Raw genomic sequence first — 20,541 nt, 5'->3', positions numbered from 1 at the left:
CCCGCTGCACTGCCCGTACCGTCCGGGCCCCGGCCTCACCCGCGAGGAGATGGTCGTCAAGTACCGCGAGCACCTGCTCGCCCGCCCGGACCTGCTCGCCCTCGTCCCGCCCCTGCGCGACCACCGCCTCGGCTGCTGGTGCGCCCCGCTCCCCTGCCACGCCGACGTCCTCGCCGACCTCGCGGACCACCCGCCGAACTGAGGCCGGGCGGCTCGGAGTCCGGAGAGGTCCACCGTCACGGCGTACCTCCCCCGGGCTGCTGGGCGGGCCTCTCGCTGTGTGGCACGGCCTGGTACGAGCCCTCGTACGAGCGTTGCGGCGGTTTCGGACGGTTCGGGGACTGTTCGATATTCTCCGGACGGGTGGCGGCGTGGGGCCGCCGGTGGGGAAGCGAGAGCCGTATGCAGTCGTCGTCCGGGGGGCCCGCGCGCGGAACGTCGTGGCAGTGGGACGAGGAGACGGACGGCGGCGGGGCCACCGAGGACGTGATCGCGGGCGGCGGGGAGCGCACCGGGCCGAGCCGGCGCCGGCTGCTGCTCGGGGCCGGGGCGCTCGCGGCGGGCGGGGCCGCCTGGGCGCTCGGCCGTTCGGGTGGCGGTGGGGCCCGTCCCTCGCCGGGGCCGACCGGGCCGCCGCCGACCGCGCTGTCCGGCCCGACGCCGCTCTGGACCTACCGCGGACCGGAGGCGATGACCCCGGAGCGGCTGACCGACCCGCCCCGCCGCCCCGTCTTCCTCTCCCGGAAGGGTCTGCAGGTCCTCGATCCGGCGAAGGGCACCGCCGCCCGGCTGCTGGTCTTCGACCCACCGGCCAACCGCAGCTGGCCCAGCGACCTCGACATGCTCGGCACGGTGGTGGTCGGGCCCGACCACCTCTTCACCGCCACCTACCAGGGCCACCTCGAAGCCCGCCACTTCACCGACCCCGCCGCCGACTGGAGCCTGCCGCTGCCCGACGAACTGCAGGGGCAGGTCCACCTCGCCGGCTACGACCGCGACCCCGGCATCCTCTACGGCTACTCCTGGGGCCGCCCGCGGGCCGACGGCAGTTCGACGGGCAACCGCCTCTTCGCCCTGCGGGTCATCGACCGCGCCCTGCTCTGGTCCGTCCGCACCGAGCGGACGGAGCAGCCCGTCACGCCCGCCACCTTCGGCGGGGGCAGCCTCCTCGCCTGCATCCGATTCGTCGACGGCCGCACCGAGGTGGTGGCCCGGGACGCCGTCACCGGCCGCGAGCTGTGGACCGCCCCCGGCGAGGAGGACCTGCGCTGGTGCGTCACCGGCTCGACGTGCGTCTACGTCCCCGACGGCAACGGCGGCGTGCGCATGCTGCTCCCCACCGGCAAGCCGGGCTGGACCCACTCGCCCCACCGGGGCGAGTCCTGGCGGGCGCTGCCGCCCGTCGCGCACAACACCCGGGTGTACATCCCGTGGGACCAGGGCGTCGTCAGCTGCCTCGACGCGTCCTCCGGCGCCGAGCTGTGGTCCTGCCGGCTGCCGTTCCCGCTGGACCGCCGCAGCCGTCCGCTGGTCGCCAACGGCACGCTGTTCGTCCCGGGGACGTCGGTCGGCGGGGTCAGCGCGATCTACCCGGCGACCGGCGAGCTGGGGTGGACCTTCCACGACTCCGGTCCGGGCAAGGACGTCTGGACCCTCGCCACCGACGCGACCCACCAGTACGACGGAACCCGCCTCTACGCGGGCCACGACGACGTCCTGCACGCCCTTCCGCTGAACTGAACGTCCCGACGACACCGACCGTCCCGACGTCCCGACGACACTGAACGTCCCGACGACCCGTCCCGACGACCCGGCAGGAGGGCCCGATGCAGGTACGCCCGATCTCCCCCGAGAAGCTGGCCGAGCTGCTCGCCGACCGCATCGCCGCCCTGCCCGAGGCCCGCGACCGGCGCCTGCGGGTGGCCGTGGACGGCGCGGCGGCGGCCCGCCCCGAGGCACTCGCCGACGCGCTGGTGGAGCCGCTGCGGCTGCGCGGCCACCCGACGCTGCGGGTCTCGGCCTCCGGCTTCCTGCGTCCGGCCTCGATCCGGCTGGAGTACGGCCACCAGGACGCGGACGCCTTCCACGACCTCTGGCTGGACGACGGCGCCCTGGCGCGCGAGGTGCTCGACCCCTTGGAGCCGGGCGGCAGCGGCCGTATCCTGCCCTCGCTGCGCGACCCGGTCACCGACCGCTCGACCCGCGCCCCGTACTCCGAACTCCCGCCCGGCGGCGTGCTGTTGCTGGACGGCGCCCTGCTGCTCGGCCGCTGGCTGCCGCTGGAGCTGTCCGTCCACCTGGCGCTCGGTCCGGCCGCGCTGGCCCGCCGCACCCCGGCCGACCAGCAGTGGACGCTGCCCGCCTTCGCCCGCTACGAGGCGCAGACCGTCCCCGCCGAGGCCGCCGACGTCACCGTCCGGGTGGACGACCCGCGCCACCCCGCGCTGGTCGAGCGGCCGTGACCTCCGGGGCCGGGCCGCGCTGGCAGTAGGGGCACCAGAAGACCGCCCGGTCGCGCGGCGGCGAGCCCTGGCGGCCGGCGACCACGGGGGTCACGCAGCGCGGGCAGGGCCGTCCGGCCCGGCCGTACACCCAGTGCTGGTAGCCGGGCCGGGTGTCGCCGGTGGTGATGTGGCCGGGGCGCAGCTTGTTGGCCTCCAGCATCTGCCGGGCGCGCTCCACCAGCCGGTCGGGGTGCGGGAGTTCGCCGACCTCGGTCCAGGGGGTGACGCCCGCGACGAAGCACAGCTCGTTGGCGTAGACGTTGCCGATCCCGGCGAGGTTGCGCTGGTCGAGCAGGGCCTCGACGACCGGGCGGCCCGGGTGGGCGAGGAGCCGGCGGACGGCCTCGACCGCGTCCCAGTCGGGGCCGAGCAGGTCGGGGCCGAGGTGGCCGACGATCCGCCGTTCGTCGGCGGTGCGCAGCAGTTCGACGACGGGCAGCCGGTAGCCGACGGCGGTGCCCCGGTCGGTGCCGAGGACGGCGCGGATCTGCCGGTCGGGGCCGCCGGTCCACCGCTCGCCGGGGCGGTAGACCTCCCAGCGGCCGTCCATCCGCAGGTGGGTGTGCAGGGTGAGGCCGCCTTCGAAGCGGGTGAGCAGGTGCTTGCCGCGCGGGGCGACCTCCAGCACCCGGCGGCCGGTGAGGTCGGCGGTGGCGTGCGCGGGCACCCGCAGGTCGGCGCTGGTCAGCGGCTGTCCGGCGAGGGCCTCGCGCAAGTGGGCCGCCACGCGGTAGACGGAGTCACCTTCTGGCATGTCTCCATTCTGGTCCGCGCGGCGGCCCGGCGGGACACCGGCCCCGGTGCGTTACGCCGACTGCCCCGGGGCGGCCTGGCCCTCGCGCACCACGACCACCGGGCAGGGCGCGTGCTCGGTGAGGTGGCGGCTGACCGAGCCGAGCAGCACGCCGGAGAAGCCGCCCAGGCCGCGGCTGCCGACGACGAGCAGCGCGGCGCCCTTGGCGGCCTCCAGCAGCGCCTGGGCGGCGTTGCCGGGCATCACGCTCTCGGCGATCGCCACGCCGGCGTCGTCGCCGGCCACCTTGGCGATGGTCTCGCTGAGGGTCTTCCCGGCGAGCTCCTCGGGGTTGAAGGCCTCGACGGTCGGCACGCCCTGCCCGGCCCACCCGTAGAAGGCCGGGTACTCCCAGGCGGCGATCGCGTGGACCGTCCCGCCGACGGCCCGCGCGTAGTCGATCGCCCAGCGCAGCGCCTGCTCCGAGGCGGGCGAGCCGTCCACGCCGACGACGATCCGGGGATTGGCACTCATGGCCTTGCTCCTTCGGTTGCTCCTGATCGGTCCCGACCCTCCGAACATAGATCAAATCGGACAAACGCTCGGTATTGCCACGCCGAAAGCGACCCGCCGCATTCAATTCGATCGCAGCCGGGGTTCCAGGCCTGGGAGGATGCCCGGATGCCGAGCAAGCCCCGCCGCCGCACGGGCGGCTTCGCCGACGTCCTGTCCGCCCTGCCGCCGAAGGAGGAGCGCCAGGGCCGGAATCTCGACGACCCGCTCGCGTCGGGCGGCTTCGTGGACGCCGGGGGGCGCTACTGGCGGCTGGCCCGCGGCCCGGTGGCCCCGCGGCTGGCGAAGCGGCTGGCGGTCGGCGCGGACGAGATGACGCTGGGTCTGCGGGGCGAGCTGGAGGAGGTCTCCCCGGGCGTCTTCGTGCCCGCCCTGCTCACCCCCGAGGAGCGTCCGTCCGCCTGGCGGGAGGCCTGCGAGCTGGACCACCTGGCCTACGAGTTCCGCGCCTCCGGCGGCCGGACGCTGCTCTACCTCGTGGTGTTCTGCTGAGCCCCGTGCCGTCCTGCCGCGCCGCCGCCGCTCAACTCCGGTAGGCAGCCCAGGCGTTGGCCATCCGCTGGACCTGCCCCCGGGTGAACCCGGTCATGCAGGAGTCGTAGCTGTAGTCCATGAAGTTGTGGATCGGGTCGAGCCCGGGGCCGGCGCAGGTGTCGCGGCCCTCGGGGCAGCCGGAGGCGGCGGTGCGCTCGGGCGGGGTGTCGTCCACGTAGTCGCCCGGGGCCCGGCAGCCGCCCTGGAAGGTGTGGAAGAGGCCGAGCCAGTGGCCGATCTCGTGGGTCGCGGTGTCGCCCTCGTCGTAGTGGGTGGCGGCGCCGCCGGGCAGGGAGGCGTCGAGCACCACCACACCGTCGTCGGTCGGGTTCGTCCGGTACGCGTCCGGGAACGTCGACCAGCCGAGCAGGGAGTCGCCGAGACGGGCCGTGTAGAGGTTGAGGGCGCCCTGGTCGCCCTTGCGCAGGGCGGTCTTCATGTCCTGCTCGGCCGGCGAGCCCGGGGTCATGCCGGTGTACCAGGACGCGTTGTCGGTCCAGTCGGCGCCGACCAGCTCGAAGTGGAACGGGCTCGCGGCGTTGCCCTGCCCCCGGCCGCCGTAGCTCTCGTTGAGGTGGTCGATCTGGCCGGTGACGGCGGCCTGGTCCAGCCGTCCGGCGGCGCCGTCGTGGATCACGTGGAAGAACACCGGGACGGTGGTCGGGGCGGCGGCGCGGCGCCGGCCGGCGCCCAGTTCGGCGAGCCGGCGGTCGAGGTCGGCCTGCATCGCCCGGGCCTGCCCGGCGCCGACCGCGTTCGGGTCCCCGCCCGGCCGGCTGCCGGCGGGCCGCCGGGCGGCGGCACCGGCCGCCCCGGCCGCATCGGCGCCGCCGTCCGCGCACCCGGCCACCGCGGCGGCCGGAGCCGCGGCGGCGCGGTGTGCGGCCGGAGCCGCGAACTGGCTCAGGCCGGCCGCGGCGACCAGCGCGGCGGCGCAGGGGAACAGGCGGGGGGCACGCGAGCGCACCCGGGCAGTACGGCGCATCAGCGCTCCTGACGGGGGAGTTGACGTGGTCTCGGCCGCGTGCCGGGCCTGCTCCGGCCGGACCCGCCGGCGCCCGGCGCGGACTCGCCGAGACTACGACGCCGTGAAGTCGATCTCCCGCAGGGCGCGCGCGGCGGCCCGGTCGAGTACCACGGCCGACGCACAGCCGGCCGGCAGCCGGCCGGCCTCCAGGATCCGGTGGCGCAGCCGGGCGACCGCGGCCAGGTGCCGGGCGAAGGCGTAGCGCGAGACGCCGCGCCGGCGCCGCCGCTGCCCGTCCAGGGCCTCGGCCGGGTCGGCGTCGAGCAGCAGCAGGTGCACCCGGCGGCCCTGCCGGGCGGCGGCGCGGACCAGCCAGGCCCGCACCCAGGGCTGGGTGCCGCAGTCGTGCACGGCGAGCGGCCCGCCGTCCAGGACGGCGCGGCGCAGCCGCCGGTAGTGGGCGAGCCGGGCCAGCGGGCGGTAGAGCGCGTACGGCAGGCGGCCGGGCAGCCTGGCCGCGTACTCCTCGCGGACCAGCTGGGAGTCGATCAGCGGGGCGCGGACGCAGCGGCGCATCAGGGTGCTCTTGCCGCTGCCGGGCAGGCCGGTGACGACCAGCAGGTCCCCGGCGGGGTAGCGCAGGACCGCCGGCCCGGGCCCGCGCAGCTCGTGCCGGGCGGGCGGGTCGTGCGGCGCGGGCAGGACGACGCACTCCCCGGCGGTGCGCGGCGGCGGCACCCTCGGCGCCGCCGCCGTCCGCACCGTTCTCGTCCCGCCCACCCGGTCTCCCCCCGCCGTTCCCTTCCAAGGAGCATGGCGCATTCCCAAGAACGAGTAAAGGGCGGAGGTCGGGGCGGGTACGGACGACCCCGGCCGGGTCCGGGCCGCCGGGCGTTCGGACCGCCGACGGGCCCCGGGCGTGCCTCAGGCGAGCTGCGGGGCGATCCGGGAGGCGATCAGCTCCAGGTGGTCGAGGTCGTCCAGGTCGAGGATCTGGAGGTAGATCCGCTCGCTGCCGACGGCCGCGTACCGGCCGATCTTCTCGGCGACCTCGTCCGGGGTGCCGGCCAGCCCGTTCTCCTTGAGCTCGTCGACGTCGCGGCCGATCACGGCGGCCCGGCGGGCGACCTCGGCGTCGTCCCGGCCGACGCAGGCGACCAGAGCGCTGGAGTAGACCAGGTCGTCGGCCGCGCGCCCGGCCCGCTCGACGGCGGCGCGGACCCGGCCGAACTGGGCGGCGGTGTCGTCCACCGAGGCGAACGGCAGGTTGAACTCGTCGGCGAAGCGGGCGGCCAGGGCCGGGGTCCGCCGGGGGCCGTGCCCGCCGACCAGCACCGGGACGTGCTCCTGGACGGGCTTGGGCAGCGCGGGCGAGTCGGTCAGCGTGTAGTACTCGCCCGCGAAGTCGAAGGTGTCGCCGAGCTTGGTCCGCCACAGCCCGGTGATGATCGCCAGCTGCTCCTCCAGCCGACCGAACTTCTCCTTCGGGAAGGGGATGCCGTACGCGGTGTGCTCGGCCTCGTACCAGCCGGCGCCGAGGCCGAACTCGACCCGGCCGCCGCTCATCGCGTCCACCTGGGCGACCTGGATCGCGGTGACGCCCGGCAGCCGGAAGGTGGCGGCGGTCATCAGCGTGCCCAGGCGGATGGTGCTGGTGTCGCGGGCGAGGCCGGCCAGGGTGATCCAGGCGTCGGTGGGCCCGGGCAGGCCGTCGACGTCGCCCATCTTCAGGTAGTGGTCGGAGCGGAAGAAGGCGCTGAAGGCCCCGAGCTCCTCGGCGGTGCGGGCCACCTTGAGGAGGGTGTCGTAGCTCGCGCCCTGCTGGGGTTCGGTGAAGATGCGGAGATCCATGCCGGCCATTCTGGTACGGAGCACCCCGTGATCGGCAGAGCGAACCGGGCGGGACACGGACCGTCGGCGCGGCGGGCGGTGGCGCGGGCGGGGTGGCCAAGGTCTCAGCACGGAACCGTCACGGGCGTCCGTTCCGGCTCCGGGGCTCGCCTAACGTGGACGGATGTTCGCCACCTCCGACGATTCCTTCCGGCGCTCCCCCGACGAGCCGGCCGGCTGTCCGCTGCCCGGCATCGTGACGGCCTTCACGCCCCGCCTGGCCGAGTTCGCCTTCGAGCCCGGTTTCGTCGCGGCGGTCGACCAGCACGCGGCGATGCTGCGGGAGCTGCTGTACGCGCAGGGACCGGAGCTGGCGCCCCGGCCCCTGGACCGTGAGGAGTTGTCGGACTACGCGCTGGGCTTCGTCGACGCGCTCGACGAGATCGGCTGGCGGGAGCCGGTCGGCTACGACTACGCCGTCATGCGGCTCACCGCGATCTGCTGGCTGGTGCGCGAGCAGGGCCTGCTGGAGGTCTGAGCCCCGGCAGGCCCTGCCCGGCGACCGGCGGTGGTGGCGGCTACCGGTTCTGGTCGCCCTCGATGCCCGGCGCGGGCGGGGTGCCCGGACCGGTCTGGGTGGTCGGCCGGACCGGCTGGTTGGACAGCGCGTCGGAGCGGCCGGCCTGGTAGGCGCTGCCGCGCAGCCGGGCGGTCTCCCGTTCGGCACCGTCCAGCCACCGCTCCCAGCGCTGGCGCATCGGCAGGATCAGGCCGCCGCCGACGCCGACCACCAGCACGCCGGCGATGGTGGCGAGCACGGCGATCAGCACCGGGGTCGTGATCGCGGTGGCGATCCCGACCTGGCCCAGCGCGGCGATCACACCGAGGCCGACGATGAACGCCCAGACCGTGGTGGCGACCACCCGGCCGTACGAGGCGCCGGACAGCGAGTTGCCCACGATGTCCCGCACGCCGTTGGCGATGGCCATCGCGACCACCAGGATCACGACGGCGACGACGGCCCTGGGCAGCCAGGCGACGATGCTGTGGATCATCACGCTGATCGGGTTCGGGCCGAAGACTCCGAACGCCAGCTGCAGGGCCATCAGCAGGACGATGTAGTAGACGACCTTGCAGACGATGCCGGTCATGTCGTACGTGGAGCCGGCCAGCCGGGCGGCCATCCCCGACCGCTCGGCGACCCGTTCCGAGCCGAGCCTGCGCATCACCCGGTCGAGGACCTTGGCGATGGCCTTGGCCACGATCCAGCCGATGAACAGGATCACCAGGAAGGCGATGAACTGCGGGACGACCTTGGCGATCTTGGACCAGGCCTGGGTGAAGCCCGACCCGAAGTCGACGGACAGAGCGAGCTGCTGAGCCACGGAGTCCTCCACTCGGTGACACGGCGCCACGAGCGGGCGCTTGCGGCCCCCCACCCTTCGTGAATAGCAGGCGCCCGCTCCGGCCGCGCGCGCCCGGTGTCCGGGATGGTTCCCTCGGGTGAACGGTCCGGCCGTCCGCACGCGTACAGTGGCGGTCCGGGGGAGACGGGCCACGGGCGGGACGGACGGGACGGTGCGACAGTGAGCGGTACGGCGGCGGAGCGCGCGGTGGGCCACCGGGCGCTGCACTGGCAGGTCCGGCCGGACGCGGCCCGGGCCGCCGTCCTGGTGCTGCACGGCGGCGAGGAGCACAACTTCTCCCGGCCCGGACGCCTCAACCTCCCGCTGCTGCGGATGCACGGCTTCCTGCGCGGGCTCACCAGGGCGACCGCGGACGCCGGCGTCGCCATCGGGACCGTCCGCTACCGCCACCGCGGCTGGAACGGCGAACGGGCCGATGCCGCACAGGACGCGACCGCCGCGCTCGACGAACTGACCGCAGTGCTCGGGCCGGTGCCGACGGTGCTGGTCGGCCACTCGATGGGCGGGCGCGCCGCGCTCCGGGCCGGCGGGCACCCGTCCGTCACCGGCCTGGTCGCCCTCGCACCGTGGTGCCCGGCCGAGGACCCGTGCGAGCAGCTCGCCGGACGCGACGTGCTGATGCTGCACGGCGACCGCGACACCGTCACCCCGCCCGCCGACACCCGCGCCTTCGCCGCCCGCAGCCGCGCCGCGGGCGCCAGGGTCTGCGGATACACCGTCACCGGCAGCGGCCACGCCATGCTCCGGCGGATCCCCGACTGGCACCGCGCCACCACCCGGCTGACCACCGCCCTGCTCGGCCTCCAGCCGCTCCCCGCCGAGACCGCCTCCGCCCTCGCCCTCCCGACCGCCTCCCGCGAGGCCCTCACCCTCGCCCTGCCGCCCCAGCCGCGCCGCGCACCGGCCCTGCCGGCGAACGTCTGACAGGACGGGCCCCGCGGAGCGGCGGTACCGGGCGCCCGTCCGGGCCGGAGGTGCGGGCTGCCCGTCCGGGCCGGCGGCCGGTGCGGCCCGCGAAGGCGGTCCGCCCGGGCGAGGAGGTGCCGGCGTGCTCAGCCGGTGGCCGCCTTGGCCCCGTCGGGCGAGACGCAGGGGGACTCGAAACCGACCTTCAGCGTGGCCGGCCAGTTGTCGCCGTCCGAGACGGAGGCCTTGAAGCCGTTGTCCGGGTTGGTGAGGACGATCACACCGGGCCTGCTGTCGGTGACCCGGAACCCGGCCACGACGAGGTGGCCGCGGAAGGCGTCGAAGATCGTGTCGTGGTGATCGGCCGGAATGTCCCGCAGGAAGCGGTAGGTGACGGCCTTGACCCGGCCGTCCGGCTCCGAGGGGGCGCCCTTCTTGAAGCACTTCTCCTCGCCGTCGCGGTCGACCACCGGCGAGATCGGCTTGGGGAAGGCGAGGAAGGTCTCGGAGAAGTACTGGTCGGTCTTCTGCTTGGCCTGCGCGCTGGTCAGCGCCGCGTCGGACGAACCGGAGCAGGAGGTGGCCGCCAGCAGGACGGCGCCGGCCGACAGGGCCGACCGCACGGCGCGAGCACGGGGGAAAGCAACGGTCACCGCATGATCCTTGAGGGGTGTGTGGGCTCCTGGGGTCGCGACTGATCCTAGACCGTGTGCCAGAGGGCTCCGGCGAAGACCGCCGTCACCCAGGTCCACAGCACGCAGAGACCGAGGTGGGCGACGGTGCGCAGGCGGTCTCCGCGCCACAGCCGGGGCGAGAAGTAGGCGAACTCGAAGAGCCAGCGCAGGCCCCAGAAGAGGGTCTGGCCCGCCAGCAGGGCGGTGCCGAGCCGGCCGCCCGCCAGCAGGTCGGGGGCCAGGCAGAGCGGGAGCAGGCCGAGCAGGGCGCAGGCGAGGCCGATGAAGAAGAGGTGGGCGTAGGAGACCTGCCGGGTCAGCAGGGTGGTGCCGGACAGGTCGGCGGGCCAGCCGATGGCGCGGGGCAGCACCGCGTGGACCAGGCCGAGGGTCACGAGGGCGGCACCGACCAGGCGCAGCTGGGCCTCCAGGGTGACCAGCCCGGTCATGACGCGGCCTTCCGGAAGGCGAAGGCGGTGACCAGGCCGGCGATCCGGCGCTCGGCGGCCGGGTGCAGGCCCGCCTCGGCGGCGTGCCGCAGCCAGGTGGCGCGGGGCAGGAAGTGCCAGGCGCCGGGACCGTAGACGGCGGTGTTGGCGGCGTCCCGCAGGTGCTCGACCAGCAGCAGGGTGCCGCCGGGGCGCAGGCTGCGGGCGGCCTCGGCGAACAGGGCGGTGCGGTCGGCGGGCCGGCGCAGCTCGTGGGCGGCGAAGACGGCGAACACGGTGTCCAGGGCGCCGGTCGCGGCGGGCAGGGCGTCCGGGCGGGCCGGGATGCCGCCGGGGGCGGGCGGGGCGTGGCGGCGGGCGCGGCGGATCGAGCCGCTCGTGGTCAGCGCGGGGTCGTACAGGTCGGCGAGCCGTCCGCGGGCACCGGGGTGGCGGGCGGCGATCGGGCGGCTGGCCTCGTCCAGGCCGGTGCTGATCACCAGGTGGTCGCCGGGGCCGTCGGGCAGCAGCTCCGGCAGCCAGTCGTAGCGGTGGAGTGCGGAGCGGTCGTAGACGCACCAGGTGGCGAGGGTGCTGACGGCGAGGTATCCGGCGGCGGTGGCGGCGACCGCCCGGGCGAGCACGGCGGCGGGGCCCGGCAGCCGGCCGGCCAGCGCCCCGCCGACGGCGACGGTGAGCGCGCCGGCGGCGTACATCGGCCAGTTGTAGCGGACGACCTCGCGCACACCGGACGGGCGGGGGCCGTCGGTCCGGGCCGTGGACGGGCACAGGGCGGCGGAGCAGGCGGCGAACGGGCGGGCGGCGAGCGGGCGGGCGGCGGACGGGCGGGCGGCGGACGGGCCGGGCCCGGCCGGGGCGGGCCCGGCCGGGGCGGGGGCGGTCATCGGGCGGCTCCGGTGAGGTGGCGGCGCTCTCCGGCGTGCCAGCCGTAGTCGAGGCCGGCGACGTGGAAGGCGTTGGCGAGCAGGGGTCGGCTGCCGGCCAGCGGGCCGTGGTCGAAGAAGGTGAGCCGGGGCACCTCGACGGCCACCGGGACCGGGTCCCAGTTTGCGCGGGTGGCCTTGACCACGATCATCGAGCGGGTCTGCGGCTCGTACTCGAAGGTGTAGGGCAGCGGGCCGGCGAAGCGCCGCGCGGCCCGGGCGTCCGCGAACGGGCTGCCCGACGGGAGGGCGGCGGGGGCGCCGCCGAGGTCGGCGCGCACGTGCAGGTCGGCGCGGCCGTCGCCGCTGACCACCTTGAACTCCAGGGTGTCGCCGACCACCCGGGTGCCGATCCGGGCGTGCCGGTAGTGGTAGCGGGAGAAGGCGTTGCCGCCGAGCGCCATCATCCGGCTGTCGGTGTCCGAGCGCAGGATGCGAAGGCCGCGCATGGTGCGGCCGCCGGGGGTCGGGAAGCGGGTGAAGACCCGGTAGCCGGTCAGGATGAAGTCCCGGCCGAGGCGGGCGGGCAGCGCGGCCGGGCGCAGTGCCCGGGTGTCCACGACGGCGGCGGCGACGAAGCCGTGCTCGGTGCCGTCGGGGTCGGTGTAGGTGTCGAGGGCGAGGCCGGGCGGCACCAGCGGGGCGAGCAGCCGGGGCGGCAGGGCGTAGGTGAGGACGAGCGAGTGCGCGAAGTGGGTGCGCATCGCGAAGGGGTGGCGTTGCAGCAGGTGTCGCACGGTCGACTCCGGGGTCGGGTACGGGGGTTCGGAGCGTGACGGGGCAGCACGGGACCGCCTTCCGCCGCAGGCCGCGGTGGGGTGTCCTCGCGCGCCCTCATCATGGCGCACGACTTTGAACACGTTCAACTCGGGGTGGGAGCCGGTACGGCGGGGGTACGCGAACGGCCGGGACCGCACGGAGTGCCCGGCTGCCGGACCGGACACCCGGCGGGCAGCCGTCCCGGGGGGCTCATGTTCCCGAACGGACCACCCGTGGCTGCGTCCCGCTCCCCCCGTGCGAGTGGTTTCGTTCTCCGGAATGGCCTCGGAGACGGTCGGTGGACGGATGATCCGTCCCATGGCCGTGCTGGACGGCCCGGGAAGGACGGTTCGGGACGATGAGCACGACGCGGCGTTCGCTGCTGGGCGCGGCGCTGGGCGCCCCGCTCCTGGGGTGGCTCACCGGGACGGCGGCCGGTGCCGTTGACGGCGGCGCCGACCGCTCCGGAAACCTGGGAACGCTCTCCAACGGCTGGGTCGAGGTGCGCTGGACCCCGGAGGCGCAGGCCCAGCTGGACCGCTTCCACGCGATGGTGGACGTCGTCGCCCCGGCCCGTATGGTGATGGACCGCCACGGCCCGGCCGTCCACCTGCCGATCCGCTCGGCCGTGGGCGACCCGTCCCTCGCGAACCCGCCGAAGGCGCACGGCGACGGGGCACTGGACGGCGGGGTGTCCGTCCGCACCTCCCGGGGCGACTACCGGGTGGTGAACCTGGCCGGCGCGATCAAGGACGGCCTGGGTTCCGGCCGGTGCGAGGTCGGCGGGGCGGAGATGGGGCACCGCTCGGCCTTTCGCTGCGGCCTCACGGAGGGCAAGCTGACCGCCGATCCGGTACCGGCCGGGCACCCGATCAAGGTCCGGCTCACCGGGGTGCCGCTGCGCCCCACCCAGGAGGCGGTGGACGCGTACACCGCGAACTTCGGCACGCACCCCGTGACCGTGGACACGGTGCTGGCGTACGTCACGGCCCAGGGAACGTACACCCCTCCTCCCCCGGCGGCGGCGCAGGAGCAGCACTCGTAGGGGGCTTCCGGGACTGCTGGGACTGCTGGGACCGTTGGGACGGCGCGGACGGCCCCGACGGCTGCGGCTGCGGCTGCGGCTGCCCGGGTTGCTGCGACTGCCGGGACTGGGCGGGCACGCCCCCGCCGAAGCGGCGCTCGCGGGCCGCGTAGGCGCGGACGGCACCGCGCAGCCGGGCCAGGTCGTAGTCGGGCCACGGCGTGGGGTCGAACAGCAGCTCGGCATAGGCGAGTTGCCAGGGCAGGAAGTTGCTGATCCGCTGCTCCCCCGAGGTGCGGATCAGCAGGTCGACGTCCGGGAGGTCCGGAAGGTACAGGTGCCGGGCGAGGTCGGCCGGGCCGATCGCCTCCGGACGGATCCCCCCGGCCACCGCCTCGGCGGCCAGGCCCCGGGCCGCGGCGGCCAGTTCCTCCCGTCCGCCGTAGTCCACGCAGACCGTCAGGGTCAGCGTGCCGTTGTTGGACGTCATGCTCTCCACCAGCGCGATCGCGGAGGCCAGCGACTCGTCCACCCGGTCCCGCCGGCCGCACCACCGGATCCGCACCCCGAGCGCGTGCAGGCCCTCCGCACCGCGGGTGAGGCCGTCGGCCAACGAGTCGAACAGCGCGGTCAGCTCCTCGGGCGGGCGGTCCCAGTTCTCGGTGGAGAACGCGTACAGGCTCAGGTGGCGGATGCCCAGCCGCAGTGCCGCGTTGACCAGGCGCAGGGCGGCCCGCTGCCCCGCCTGGTGGCCGTGCCGGGCGGGCAGTCGGCGGGCCTCGGCCCAGCGGCGGTTGCCGTCCATGATCACGGCGACGTGGGCGGGCGCCCCCTCGGCAGGCGCGGGCCGGGCGCGACGGCAGGGAGTGGCGCCGTCGGAGCTCAGCGGAGTGAGGCCCTCGGACAGGACGCGCGAGCGCGCCAGGGTCACTTCGTCGTACTGCAGCTGGGCGCCGAGCAGCAGGGTGTGCAGGAACGGGCGGCAGCCGGGGGCGGCGAGCCAGGTGACGGGCAGGGCCTGCTCCAACAGCCGGTGCAGCTGCGCCTGCTGACCCTCGACCAGCGTGTCCAGGGCGGCCCGGCGGCGTCCCCCGGGATCGGGTCGGCCGAGGTCGGCGACGGTCAGACCGAGCCGGCGCAGCTCCTCCTGCGGCAGGTAGCAGCGGCCGGCCGCGAGGTCGAGCGGGAGGTCCTCCAGGATGTCGGCCAGCTGGCAGGCCTCCCCCAGCGCGGACAGCGCGTCCGCCGCCCGTGGGACCCGCGCCCCCAGCAGCGGGGCCCACAGCTCGGTGATCGTCCCCGCGACGCCGCGCAGGTGGCGGCGCTGGTCCGCACGGTTCTCGAAGGCCGGTGGGTGGGCCCCGTCGGCCCTGGTGGCGTCCAGGAACTCCTCGACCAGCGCCGGGTCCAGCTCCCACCGGCGCACGGTGTCCACGAAGGCCCGACGCAGCGGGTGCTCGCTGCGGCCGGCCGCCAGCTCGGCCAGGGTCTCGGCCCGCCAGCGGGCGAACCGACGCAGCCGCTCGGCGGGGGCGGCCTGGGCCCGGCCGTTGCGGGCACCGGCATCAGGGGCGGCGGCGTCGTCGGCGATCCGGTCGGACCGGGAGGCGAAGCCGTTGACGGCGTGGAAGTACGGCCGCACCTCGGGCGGCAGTGTGTCGCTGATCGCCCGCAGCGAGGCCTGGTGGCCGGCCACCTCCTGCTCGCAGACCCGGTACGACTCCGCCAGCTCCGGCGGGCCGCCCACGGCCGCCGCCCCGTTCCCCGCCATGCCCGTTCCCCGCCCTCCGCCGACACCGTGCGCGGACTGGTCAACGAGGCGGGGGCGGATCGGTGGCGTTTGCGGGCGCCGTCGGCGCCCCGGACCGCCACGGCTGACCGCCTCGGCGGGCGGTCCGGCAAGGCGGTCCGGCCGAGGTTCCGCCCGGGCCCGCCGAGGGCCCGCGCCGCATCCGCCCCGGATCCCGCCCGGGCTCAGCCGAGGTCGGCCGGGGACTCCACCACCACGCCGTACAGGTCGCCGATCGTCGCCAGCGCGGCGCGGTGGACCTGGGCGGCCGTCAGCCCGGTGCCGCCCGACTCCAGCGGGCGAGTGGCGCAGGCGGCGGCCACGACGGTCGGGCGGTTGCCGCGCAGGAAGGCGCCGGCCGTGGTGAAGGCGACGCACATGTGGGTCATGAATCCGGCGACGACGACGTCCCGGTGGCCGGCCGCGTCGAGCAGTTCTCCCAGGTCGGTGCCGACGAAGGCGTCCGGGGTCTGCTTGACCACCACCCGCTCGCCCTCGGCCGGGGCCACGCTCGGGTGGATCCGCCCGATCTCGGCCCGGATGTCGTACGGGGTGCCCTCGCCACCGTCGTTGATCACGTGGATCACGGTCGCGCCGGCCTCCCGGGCCCGGGCGAGCAGGTCGGCGCCGGCGTCCAGCGCCTCCTGCCAGCCCGCCAGTTCCATCACGCCGCGCACATAGGTGTTCTGGTAGTCGATCATGATCAGGGTCGAGTCGCCGAGCACGGCGGGCTTCTCGTCGAGGCCGTTGAGGGTGCGCAGGGTCGTGGTGGGCACGGGGTACCGCCTTCACGGTCGGGAGTCGGGGATCTCGCGGGCCACTGCGGGTGCGGCCGGCCCTGAAAACGCTACGGGCGGCGCTCGGGTGTCGGCAATGTCGGCTAACCTGCAGATTCCGACATCGAGCAGGAACGACGAGGAGGGAAGCGGTGCCCGCACCCGCTGCGCAACGGCTGATCGTCATCGTGCTGTTCGAGGGCGTCGACCTGCTCGACGTGACCGGCCCGCCCGAGGTGTTCTCGCTGGTCCGCCGGGAGACCGGCGACGCGACCGGCTACCGGGTCGTCCTCGCCGCCGAGACGGCGGAGCCGGTCACCACCGCGGCGGGCGTGCGCATCCTGCCCGACCTCACCTTCGACGAGGCCGCCCGGAGCCGGATCGACACCCTGCTGGTGCCGGGCTCGGTCGAGGTGGACGACCACCGCCGGGTCCGCGCGCTCGCCGACCCGGCGGTGGTCGACCGGGTCCGCACGCTGGCCGCCCGCTCGCGCCGGGTGGCCAGCGTCTGCGTCGGCGCGCACCTGCTCGCCGCCGCCGGGCTGCTGGACGGGCGGCGTGCCACCACCCACTGGTCCACGGCCGGCCAGCTCGCCGAGGAGCACCCGGAGGTCGAGGTCGATCCGGACCCGATCTTCATCCGCGAGGGCGAGGTCTGGACGGGTGCGGGCATCAGCGCCTGCCTGGACCTGTCGCTCGCGTTGGTCGCCGAGGACTTCGGCGAGGAGCTGGCCCTGCGGGTCGCCCGCCAGCTCGTCATGTACCTCAAACGACCCAGCGGCCAGAGCCAGTTCAGCGTCCCGCTGGAGCCCGTCTCGACCACCCGGCGGATCGAGGAGCTGCGCCACCACATCCTGCGCAATCTCGCCGGGCCGCTCACCGTCCCGGACCTCGCGGCCCACGCCCACGTCGGCGAACGGCAGTTGACCCGGATCTTCAAGACCGAGCTGGGCACCACCCCGAGCGCCTACGTCGAGTCCGCCCGGGTCGAACTCGCCCGCCACCGCCTGGAGTCCACCGACGCGACGCTCGACCGCATCGCCACCGCCTGCGGCTTCGGCACCGTCGACACCCTGGTGCGCGCCTTCCGCCGCCGCCTCGGCACCACGCCGACCGACTACCGGCAGCGCTTCCGTACGACAGCGACAACGACAACGACAACGACAGCAACAGCACCGACCGCAGCGACGGCGACGGCCGTCAGGGCAGCCGGACGGTGAACACGGTGCGGCCGGGCCGGCTCGCCACCGCCACCGTGCCGCCGTGCGCCCCGACCACGGCCCGGACGATCGCCAGGCCGAGCCCGGTCGAGCCGGTGGCGCGGGAGCGGGCCCGGTCACCCCGGACGAAGCGCTCGAAGACCCGGTCGACCAGCTCCGGCGCGATCCCCGGGCCGTCGTCCGTGACGCTCAACTCCACCTGGCCGTCCGGCCGTTCGAGGCAGAGCCGGACCTCGCTGCCGGGCGGGGTGTGGGTCCGGGCGTTGGCCAGCAGATTCGCCACCACCTGGCTCAACCGGTGCTCGTCGCCGCGCACCAGCACCGGCTCCTCGGGCAGGGCGAGCCGCCAGCGGTGGTCCGGCCCGGCGGCGCGGGCGTCGGCCACCGCGTCGAGGGCGATCCGGGTCAGGTCCACCTCCTCCTCGGCCAGCGGGCGGCCGGCGTCCAGCCGGGCGAGCAGCAGCAGGTCCTCGACGATCGCCCCCATCCGCAGCGCCTCGGCGTCGATCCGCTCCAGCGAGTGCCGGACCGGCGCCGGGACCGGCCCGGGGTGGCGCAGCGCCAGCTCGGCGTGGCCGCGGACCGCCGCGACCGGAGTGCGCAGCTCGTGGCTGGCGTCGGCGGCGAAGCCCCGCAACCGCTCCTCCACCGCGTGCCGGCGCGCCAGCGCGTCGCCGACATGCCCGAGCATCCGGTTGAGCGCCGCGCCGACCCGGCCGACCTCGGTGCGCGGGTCGTCGTCCGGCACGCGTTCGGCGAGCATCACCTCGCCGCTGGCGAGCGGCAGCGCGCTGACCCGCTCGGCCGTGCCCACCACCCGCCGCAGCGGGCGCAGCGAGAAACCCACCCAGGCGGCCCCGGCCGCGCCCGCCGCGGTGGCGGCGATCGCGAAGACGGTGAGCTCCAGGGTCTCCAGCCGCTCGACGGTGTCCTCGGCCGGGCGCAGCGGTAGGCCGCTGACCAGCACGTCGCCGTCCCGCCCGGCGACCGCGCGGACCCGGTAGTGACCGAGGGCCCGGCCGAGGTCGAGGGTTCGGGCCGGGCCGTCGACGGGCAGGGCGGCCAGCGCGTGCTGCTGCTCGGGGGTGAAGGCGACCCGGTCGTCCTCGTTCCCGGGGTCGTCCACGTCGTCGGCGTCCCCGTCGACCACGCCCGCGGCGGTGACCCGCCCGCCCAGCAGCCGTACGCCGAGGGTGCCGGGGGTCTGGGCCCGGGTGTCGGGGCCTGCGCCGTGGCCGGTGTGCTCCAGGCTCGCGGCGTAGCGGCCGCCGGTCTCGGCGAGCTGCTGGTCCAGGCGGTCCACCAGGAAGTGGCGCAGTGCGGTGGTGGTGGCGAAACCGACGGCGGCACAGGTGGCGACGAGCAGCACCAGCAGGCCGGCGGTCAGCCGGGCGCGCAGGGTTCGGGGCACCAGCCGGGCGACGTGCGACCTCGCGCCGCGGAACCGGCTGCCCCGCGTCATGTCGCGGCCTTGATCAGGTACCCCGCGCCGCGCACCGTGTGGATCATCGGACTGCGGCCCGCGTCCACCTTCTTGCGCAGGTAGCTGATGTACAGCTCCACGATGTGCGCCTGCCCGCCGAAGTCGTACGACCAGACGGCGTCCAGGATCTGCGCCTTGCTGAGCACCTGCCGGGGGTGACGCATCAGGTGGGCGAGCAGCGCGTACTCGGTCGGGCTGAGCTCGACCGTCTCCCCGCCCCGGGTGACCTCGCGGGCCCGGTCGTCCAGCACGAGGTCGCCGAGCACCAGCGCGTGCGGCGGCGGCTGCCCGGCCGCGGCGGCCGGAGCGGCCCGGCGCAGCAGGCCGCGCAGCCGGACCACCACCTCGGCCAGGCTGAACGGTTTGGTCACGTAGTCGTCGCCGCCGGCCGCGATGCCGGCGATCCGTTCCTCGACGGCGTCCCGGGCGGTCAGGAAGAGCACCCGCACCTCGGGCTGCTCGGCGTGGATACGGCGCAGCACCTCCAGGCCGTCGAGGTCGGGCAGCATCACGTCGAGCACCACGGCGTGCGGCCGCCAGGCCGCGGCGGTCTCGACGGCGGCCAGGCCGGTGGTCGCGCCGCGTGCCTGCCAGCCCTCGTAGCGGACGGCTCCGCAGACCACCTCGACCAGGTCCGGCTCGTCGTCGACGACCAGGACCCGCCAGTCCGGGCGGTCGGCGGTCTCGTCCATGGGGGCTCCTCGCGTCGGGTGCTGCGCAGTGGTCATCCTGGCCGGTCCCGATGAGAAACCGGTGAGACCTCGGAGAACGGTTCGTGAGCAGACACGCCCACCCTGACCTGCCCTGATCCCCTCACCGGCGGGCCCCGGGACCGGCCCGGTTCAGAGCCCGCTCAGAGCTTGCGGTGCGATCGTTGGCGGCCTCGGCGGCACTCGCCGCCGGGCTCCGAGGAGGATCCGATGACCACTGCCGCCGCCCCGAAGCCGCGGCCCGGGCCCCGGCGGGCACCCGACCGCCCGGGCCACCGGGCGGCGCCGCGTCCGCCGTTCGCCCTCGACCCGCGCGCGGCGCTCGGCCTGATCGCCGCGGGCGTGCTCGGCGTGCTCGCGCTGTGGTGGACGGGCACCCCGGCCGTGGTCGGCACGGACGGCTGGCTGACCGGCGCAGGCCGGATCACCGGGCTGCTGGCCGGCGGTGCCGCGCCGGTGCTGCTCCTGCTGATGGCCCGGCTGCCGCCGGTGGAGCGCGGGATCGGTGCCGACCGGCTGGCACGCTGGCACGCCTTCGGCGGGCGCTGGACGGTGGCCCTGGTCACGGTGCACGTGCTGACGGTCGTCCAGGGCTACGCGCTGACCGACGGACGCGGGCCGATCGGTGAGGGCGTCGAGATCGTCTTCCACTACCCCGAGATGCTCAAGGCCACCCTGGGCACCCTTCTGCTGCTCGGCACCGGCGCCGTCTCCGCCCGGATCGCACGCCGCCGTCTCCCGTACGAGGCCTGGTACTACCTGCACCTGGCGACCTACCTCGCGGTGGCGCTGGCCTTCGCCCACCAGCTGGCGACCGGCGCCGACCTGGGCGGCGGCCCCGGCCGGGCGGCCTGGTACGCGCTCTACTTCGGCACCGCGGCGCTGCTCGGCTGGTACCGGCTGCTGCGCCCGTGGCTGCTCGACCGGCGGCACGGCCTGACCGTCACCGAGGTACGGCCGGAGGGCCCCGGGGTGGTGTCACTGTTCCTGCGCGGGCGGCGGCTGGACGAACTCCGCGCCGAGCCCGGCCAGTTCTTCCGGCTCCAGTTCCAGGCGCCCGGGCTGCGCTGGGCCGCCAACCCGTACTCGCTGTCCGCGCCGCCGCACCCGCACTTCCTGCGCTTCACCGTCAAGGACCTCGGCGGGCACAGCGCCGCGGTGGCCGCCCTGCGCCCGGGAACCCGGGTGCGCGCCGAGGGCCCGTACGGGGCGTTCACCGGGCGGGGGCTGCGGCAGCGCCGGGTGCTGCTGCTCGGCGCC

General features: G+C 75.7%; 23 protein-coding genes. 9 read left to right on the top strand and 14 right to left on the bottom strand.

The window, feature by feature from the left end; translation table 11 throughout:
* The 3 genes from ACIQOV_RS01430 to ACIQOV_RS01420 form a co-directional block, all read left to right on the top strand.
* The coding region (locus ACIQOV_RS01430) for a DUF4326 domain-containing protein (RefSeq protein WP_401043573.1) at window positions 1-202 on the top strand (202 nt) is incomplete at its 5' end.
* A 200-nt stretch (window positions 203-402) separates the two neighbouring features.
* On the top strand, window positions 403-1,740 hold the full coding sequence (locus ACIQOV_RS01425; protein WP_401043570.1) for a PQQ-binding-like beta-propeller repeat protein: 1,338 nt from the start codon (window positions 403-405) through the stop codon (window positions 1,738-1,740).
* Between the two features lie 86 nt (window positions 1,741-1,826).
* Complete coding sequence (locus tag ACIQOV_RS01420) at window positions 1,827-2,462, top strand: uridine kinase (RefSeq protein ID WP_401043567.1); 636 nt, start codon at window positions 1,827-1,829, stop codon at window positions 2,460-2,462.
* Here ACIQOV_RS01420 and ACIQOV_RS01415 read toward each other — a convergent pair.
* Both ACIQOV_RS01415 and ACIQOV_RS01410 read right to left on the bottom strand, forming a co-directional pair.
* Window positions 2,410-3,258 carry a DNA-formamidopyrimidine glycosylase family protein gene (locus ACIQOV_RS01415; RefSeq protein ID WP_380553355.1) on the bottom strand — a complete coding sequence of 283 codons (849 nt, stop codon included), beginning with the start codon at window positions 3,256-3,258 and terminating at the stop codon, window positions 2,410-2,412. The genes ACIQOV_RS01420 and ACIQOV_RS01415 overlap by 53 nt on opposite strands.
* Before the next feature lie 51 nt (window positions 3,259-3,309).
* Window positions 3,310-3,771 (bottom strand): universal stress protein, encoded by a 462-nt coding sequence (locus tag ACIQOV_RS01410; protein WP_359900206.1) that lies wholly within the window; start codon window positions 3,769-3,771, stop codon window positions 3,310-3,312.
* 147 nt (window positions 3,772-3,918) lie between these two features.
* On the opposite strand from ACIQOV_RS01410, the gene ACIQOV_RS01405 reads away from it, so the two are divergent.
* The gene (locus tag ACIQOV_RS01405) at window positions 3,919-4,302 is read left to right on the top strand and encodes a hypothetical protein (RefSeq protein ID WP_401043562.1); all 384 of its coding nucleotides are present in this window, start codon (window positions 3,919-3,921) and stop codon (window positions 4,300-4,302) included.
* A 31-nt stretch (window positions 4,303-4,333) separates the two neighbouring features.
* Here the strand turns inward: ACIQOV_RS01405 and ACIQOV_RS01400 are convergent, their stop codons facing one another.
* The 3 genes from ACIQOV_RS01400 to ACIQOV_RS01390 form a co-directional block, all read right to left on the bottom strand.
* Window positions 4,334-5,329 carry a zinc metalloprotease gene (locus ACIQOV_RS01400; RefSeq protein ID WP_401043559.1) on the bottom strand — a complete coding sequence of 332 codons (996 nt, stop codon included), beginning with the start codon at window positions 5,327-5,329 and terminating at the stop codon, window positions 4,334-4,336.
* 93 nt (window positions 5,330-5,422) lie between these two features.
* Entirely contained in the window at window positions 5,423-6,091 is a 669-nt protein-coding gene (locus ACIQOV_RS01395) for an AAA family ATPase (protein WP_401043557.1), read from the bottom strand.
* Window positions 6,092-6,235: 144 nt separating this feature from the next.
* On the bottom strand, window positions 6,236-7,162 hold the full coding sequence (locus ACIQOV_RS01390; RefSeq protein ID WP_401043555.1) for an LLM class F420-dependent oxidoreductase: 927 nt from the start codon (window positions 7,160-7,162) through the stop codon (window positions 6,236-6,238).
* Window positions 7,163-7,325: 163 nt separating this feature from the next.
* On the opposite strand from ACIQOV_RS01390, the gene ACIQOV_RS01385 reads away from it, so the two are divergent.
* The gene (locus tag ACIQOV_RS01385) at window positions 7,326-7,679 is read left to right on the top strand and encodes a DUF6401 family natural product biosynthesis protein (protein ID WP_359910813.1); all 354 of its coding nucleotides are present in this window, start codon (window positions 7,326-7,328) and stop codon (window positions 7,677-7,679) included.
* 40 nt (window positions 7,680-7,719) lie between these two features.
* Here ACIQOV_RS01385 and ACIQOV_RS01380 read toward each other — a convergent pair whose 3' ends face one another.
* Window positions 7,720-8,526, bottom strand: a complete 807-nt coding sequence (locus ACIQOV_RS01380; protein WP_401043553.1) for a hypothetical protein — start codon at window positions 8,524-8,526, stop codon at window positions 7,720-7,722.
* 201 nt (window positions 8,527-8,727) lie between these two features.
* On the opposite strand from ACIQOV_RS01380, the gene ACIQOV_RS01375 reads away from it, so the two are divergent.
* Entirely contained in the window at window positions 8,728-9,492 is a 765-nt protein-coding gene (locus ACIQOV_RS01375; protein ID WP_401043550.1) for an alpha/beta hydrolase, read from the top strand.
* 128 nt (window positions 9,493-9,620) lie between these two features.
* Here the strand turns inward: ACIQOV_RS01375 and ACIQOV_RS01370 are convergent, their stop codons facing one another.
* From ACIQOV_RS01370 to ACIQOV_RS01355, 4 genes are read right to left on the bottom strand one after another with little or no spacing between them, the layout of a single operon-like run.
* The gene (locus ACIQOV_RS01370; protein ID WP_401043547.1) at window positions 9,621-10,127 is read right to left on the bottom strand and encodes a hypothetical protein; all 507 of its coding nucleotides are present in this window, start codon (window positions 10,125-10,127) and stop codon (window positions 9,621-9,623) included.
* Window positions 10,128-10,174: 47 nt separating this feature from the next.
* Window positions 10,175-10,597, bottom strand: coding sequence for a hypothetical protein (locus ACIQOV_RS01365; protein ID WP_380551336.1), 423 nt, complete (start codon window positions 10,595-10,597; stop codon window positions 10,175-10,177).
* On the bottom strand, window positions 10,594-11,481 hold the full coding sequence (locus ACIQOV_RS01360; RefSeq protein WP_401043544.1) for a class I SAM-dependent methyltransferase: 888 nt from the start codon (window positions 11,479-11,481) through the stop codon (window positions 10,594-10,596). Before ACIQOV_RS01360 ends, ACIQOV_RS01365 begins: the two co-directional genes overlap by 4 nt.
* Entirely contained in the window at window positions 11,478-12,257 is a 780-nt protein-coding gene (locus ACIQOV_RS01355; protein ID WP_401043541.1) for a DUF2071 domain-containing protein, read from the bottom strand. The genes ACIQOV_RS01360 and ACIQOV_RS01355 overlap by 4 nt, the downstream gene beginning before the upstream one ends.
* Window positions 12,258-12,637: 380 nt before the next feature.
* On the opposite strand from ACIQOV_RS01355, the gene ACIQOV_RS01350 reads away from it, so the two are divergent.
* Window positions 12,638-13,324: a hypothetical protein gene (locus tag ACIQOV_RS01350; protein ID WP_401043539.1), complete on the top strand. Its 687-nt coding sequence runs from the start codon at window positions 12,638-12,640 to the stop codon at window positions 13,322-13,324.
* Here ACIQOV_RS01350 and uppS read toward each other — a convergent pair.
* Together uppS and ACIQOV_RS01340 are read right to left on the bottom strand one after the other, a co-directional pair.
* Window positions 13,263-15,074: a polyprenyl diphosphate synthase gene (gene uppS, locus ACIQOV_RS01345; RefSeq protein WP_401043537.1), complete on the bottom strand. Its 1,812-nt coding sequence runs from the start codon at window positions 15,072-15,074 to the stop codon at window positions 13,263-13,265. The genes ACIQOV_RS01350 and uppS overlap by 62 nt on opposite strands.
* 203 nt (window positions 15,075-15,277) lie before the next feature.
* Complete coding sequence (locus ACIQOV_RS01340) at window positions 15,278-15,868, bottom strand: cysteine hydrolase family protein (RefSeq protein ID WP_401043534.1); 591 nt, start codon at window positions 15,866-15,868, stop codon at window positions 15,278-15,280.
* 152 nt (window positions 15,869-16,020) lie between these two features.
* Here ACIQOV_RS01340 and ACIQOV_RS01335 point away from each other — a divergent pair, with 152 nt between their 5' ends.
* Window positions 16,021-17,088 carry a GlxA family transcriptional regulator gene (locus ACIQOV_RS01335; RefSeq protein ID WP_401043531.1) on the top strand — a complete coding sequence of 356 codons (1,068 nt, stop codon included), beginning with the start codon at window positions 16,021-16,023 and terminating at the stop codon, window positions 17,086-17,088.
* On the opposite strand, the gene ACIQOV_RS01330 is transcribed toward ACIQOV_RS01335, so the two are convergent.
* A complete protein-coding gene (locus ACIQOV_RS01330; RefSeq protein WP_401043529.1) occupies window positions 17,069-18,550 on the bottom strand; it encodes a sensor histidine kinase in 1,482 nt (493 codons plus the stop codon). The genes ACIQOV_RS01335 and ACIQOV_RS01330 overlap by 20 nt on opposite strands.
* Window positions 18,547-19,263 carry a response regulator transcription factor gene (locus ACIQOV_RS01325; protein ID WP_401043526.1) on the bottom strand — a complete coding sequence of 239 codons (717 nt, stop codon included), beginning with the start codon at window positions 19,261-19,263 and terminating at the stop codon, window positions 18,547-18,549. The genes ACIQOV_RS01330 and ACIQOV_RS01325 overlap by 4 nt, the downstream gene beginning before the upstream one ends.
* A 228-nt stretch (window positions 19,264-19,491) precedes the next feature.
* Between ACIQOV_RS01325 and ACIQOV_RS01320 the strand changes: the two genes are divergently transcribed.
* Window positions 19,492-20,541 (top strand): ferric reductase-like transmembrane domain-containing protein (locus ACIQOV_RS01320; protein ID WP_401043523.1); only part of this gene is annotated, 1,050 nt, incomplete at its 3' end.

This window comes from Kitasatospora sp. NPDC091257 (genome assembly GCF_044757675.1).
GTDB classification, from domain to species: domain Bacteria; phylum Actinomycetota; class Actinomycetes; order Streptomycetales; family Streptomycetaceae; genus Kitasatospora; species Kitasatospora lactacystinica.
The sequence above is the reverse complement of the archived record's forward strand: the minus strand, read 5'-3'. Positions and strand labels throughout refer to the sequence as shown.

Bases quoted from the DNA above. Each gene is read 5' to 3' on its own strand.
- ACIQOV_RS01330 (WP_401043529.1), bottom strand. From the start codon at position 18,550: ATGACGCGGGGCAGCCGGTTCCGCGGCGCGAGGTCGCACGTCGCCCGG.
- ACIQOV_RS01405 (WP_401043562.1), top strand. From the start codon at position 3,919: ATGCCGAGCAAGCCCCGCCGCCGCACGGGCGGCTTCGCCGACGTCCTG.
- uppS (WP_401043537.1), bottom strand. From the start codon at position 15,074: ATGGCGGGGAACGGGGCGGCGGCCGTGGGCGGCCCGCCGGAGCTGGCG.
- ACIQOV_RS01420 (WP_401043567.1), top strand. From the start codon at position 1,827: ATGCAGGTACGCCCGATCTCCCCCGAGAAGCTGGCCGAGCTGCTCGCC.
- ACIQOV_RS01365 (WP_380551336.1), bottom strand. From the start codon at position 10,597: ATGACCGGGCTGGTCACCCTGGAGGCCCAGCTGCGCCTGGTCGGTGCC.
- ACIQOV_RS01360 (WP_401043544.1), bottom strand. From the start codon at position 11,481: ATGACCGCCCCCGCCCCGGCCGGGCCCGCCCCGGCCGGGCCCGGCCCG.
- ACIQOV_RS01325 (WP_401043526.1), bottom strand. From the start codon at position 19,263: ATGGACGAGACCGCCGACCGCCCGGACTGGCGGGTCCTGGTCGTCGAC.
- ACIQOV_RS01425 (WP_401043570.1), top strand. From the start codon at position 403: ATGCAGTCGTCGTCCGGGGGGCCCGCGCGCGGAACGTCGTGGCAGTGG.
- ACIQOV_RS01350 (WP_401043539.1), top strand. From the start codon at position 12,638: ATGAGCACGACGCGGCGTTCGCTGCTGGGCGCGGCGCTGGGCGCCCCG.
- ACIQOV_RS01415 (WP_380553355.1), bottom strand. From the start codon at position 3,258: ATGCCAGAAGGTGACTCCGTCTACCGCGTGGCGGCCCACTTGCGCGAG.
- ACIQOV_RS01390 (WP_401043555.1), bottom strand. From the start codon at position 7,162: ATGGATCTCCGCATCTTCACCGAACCCCAGCAGGGCGCGAGCTACGAC.
- ACIQOV_RS01410 (WP_359900206.1), bottom strand. From the start codon at position 3,771: ATGAGTGCCAATCCCCGGATCGTCGTCGGCGTGGACGGCTCGCCCGCC.
- ACIQOV_RS01400 (WP_401043559.1), bottom strand. From the start codon at position 5,329: ATGCGCCGTACTGCCCGGGTGCGCTCGCGTGCCCCCCGCCTGTTCCCC.
- ACIQOV_RS01385 (WP_359910813.1), top strand. From the start codon at position 7,326: ATGTTCGCCACCTCCGACGATTCCTTCCGGCGCTCCCCCGACGAGCCG.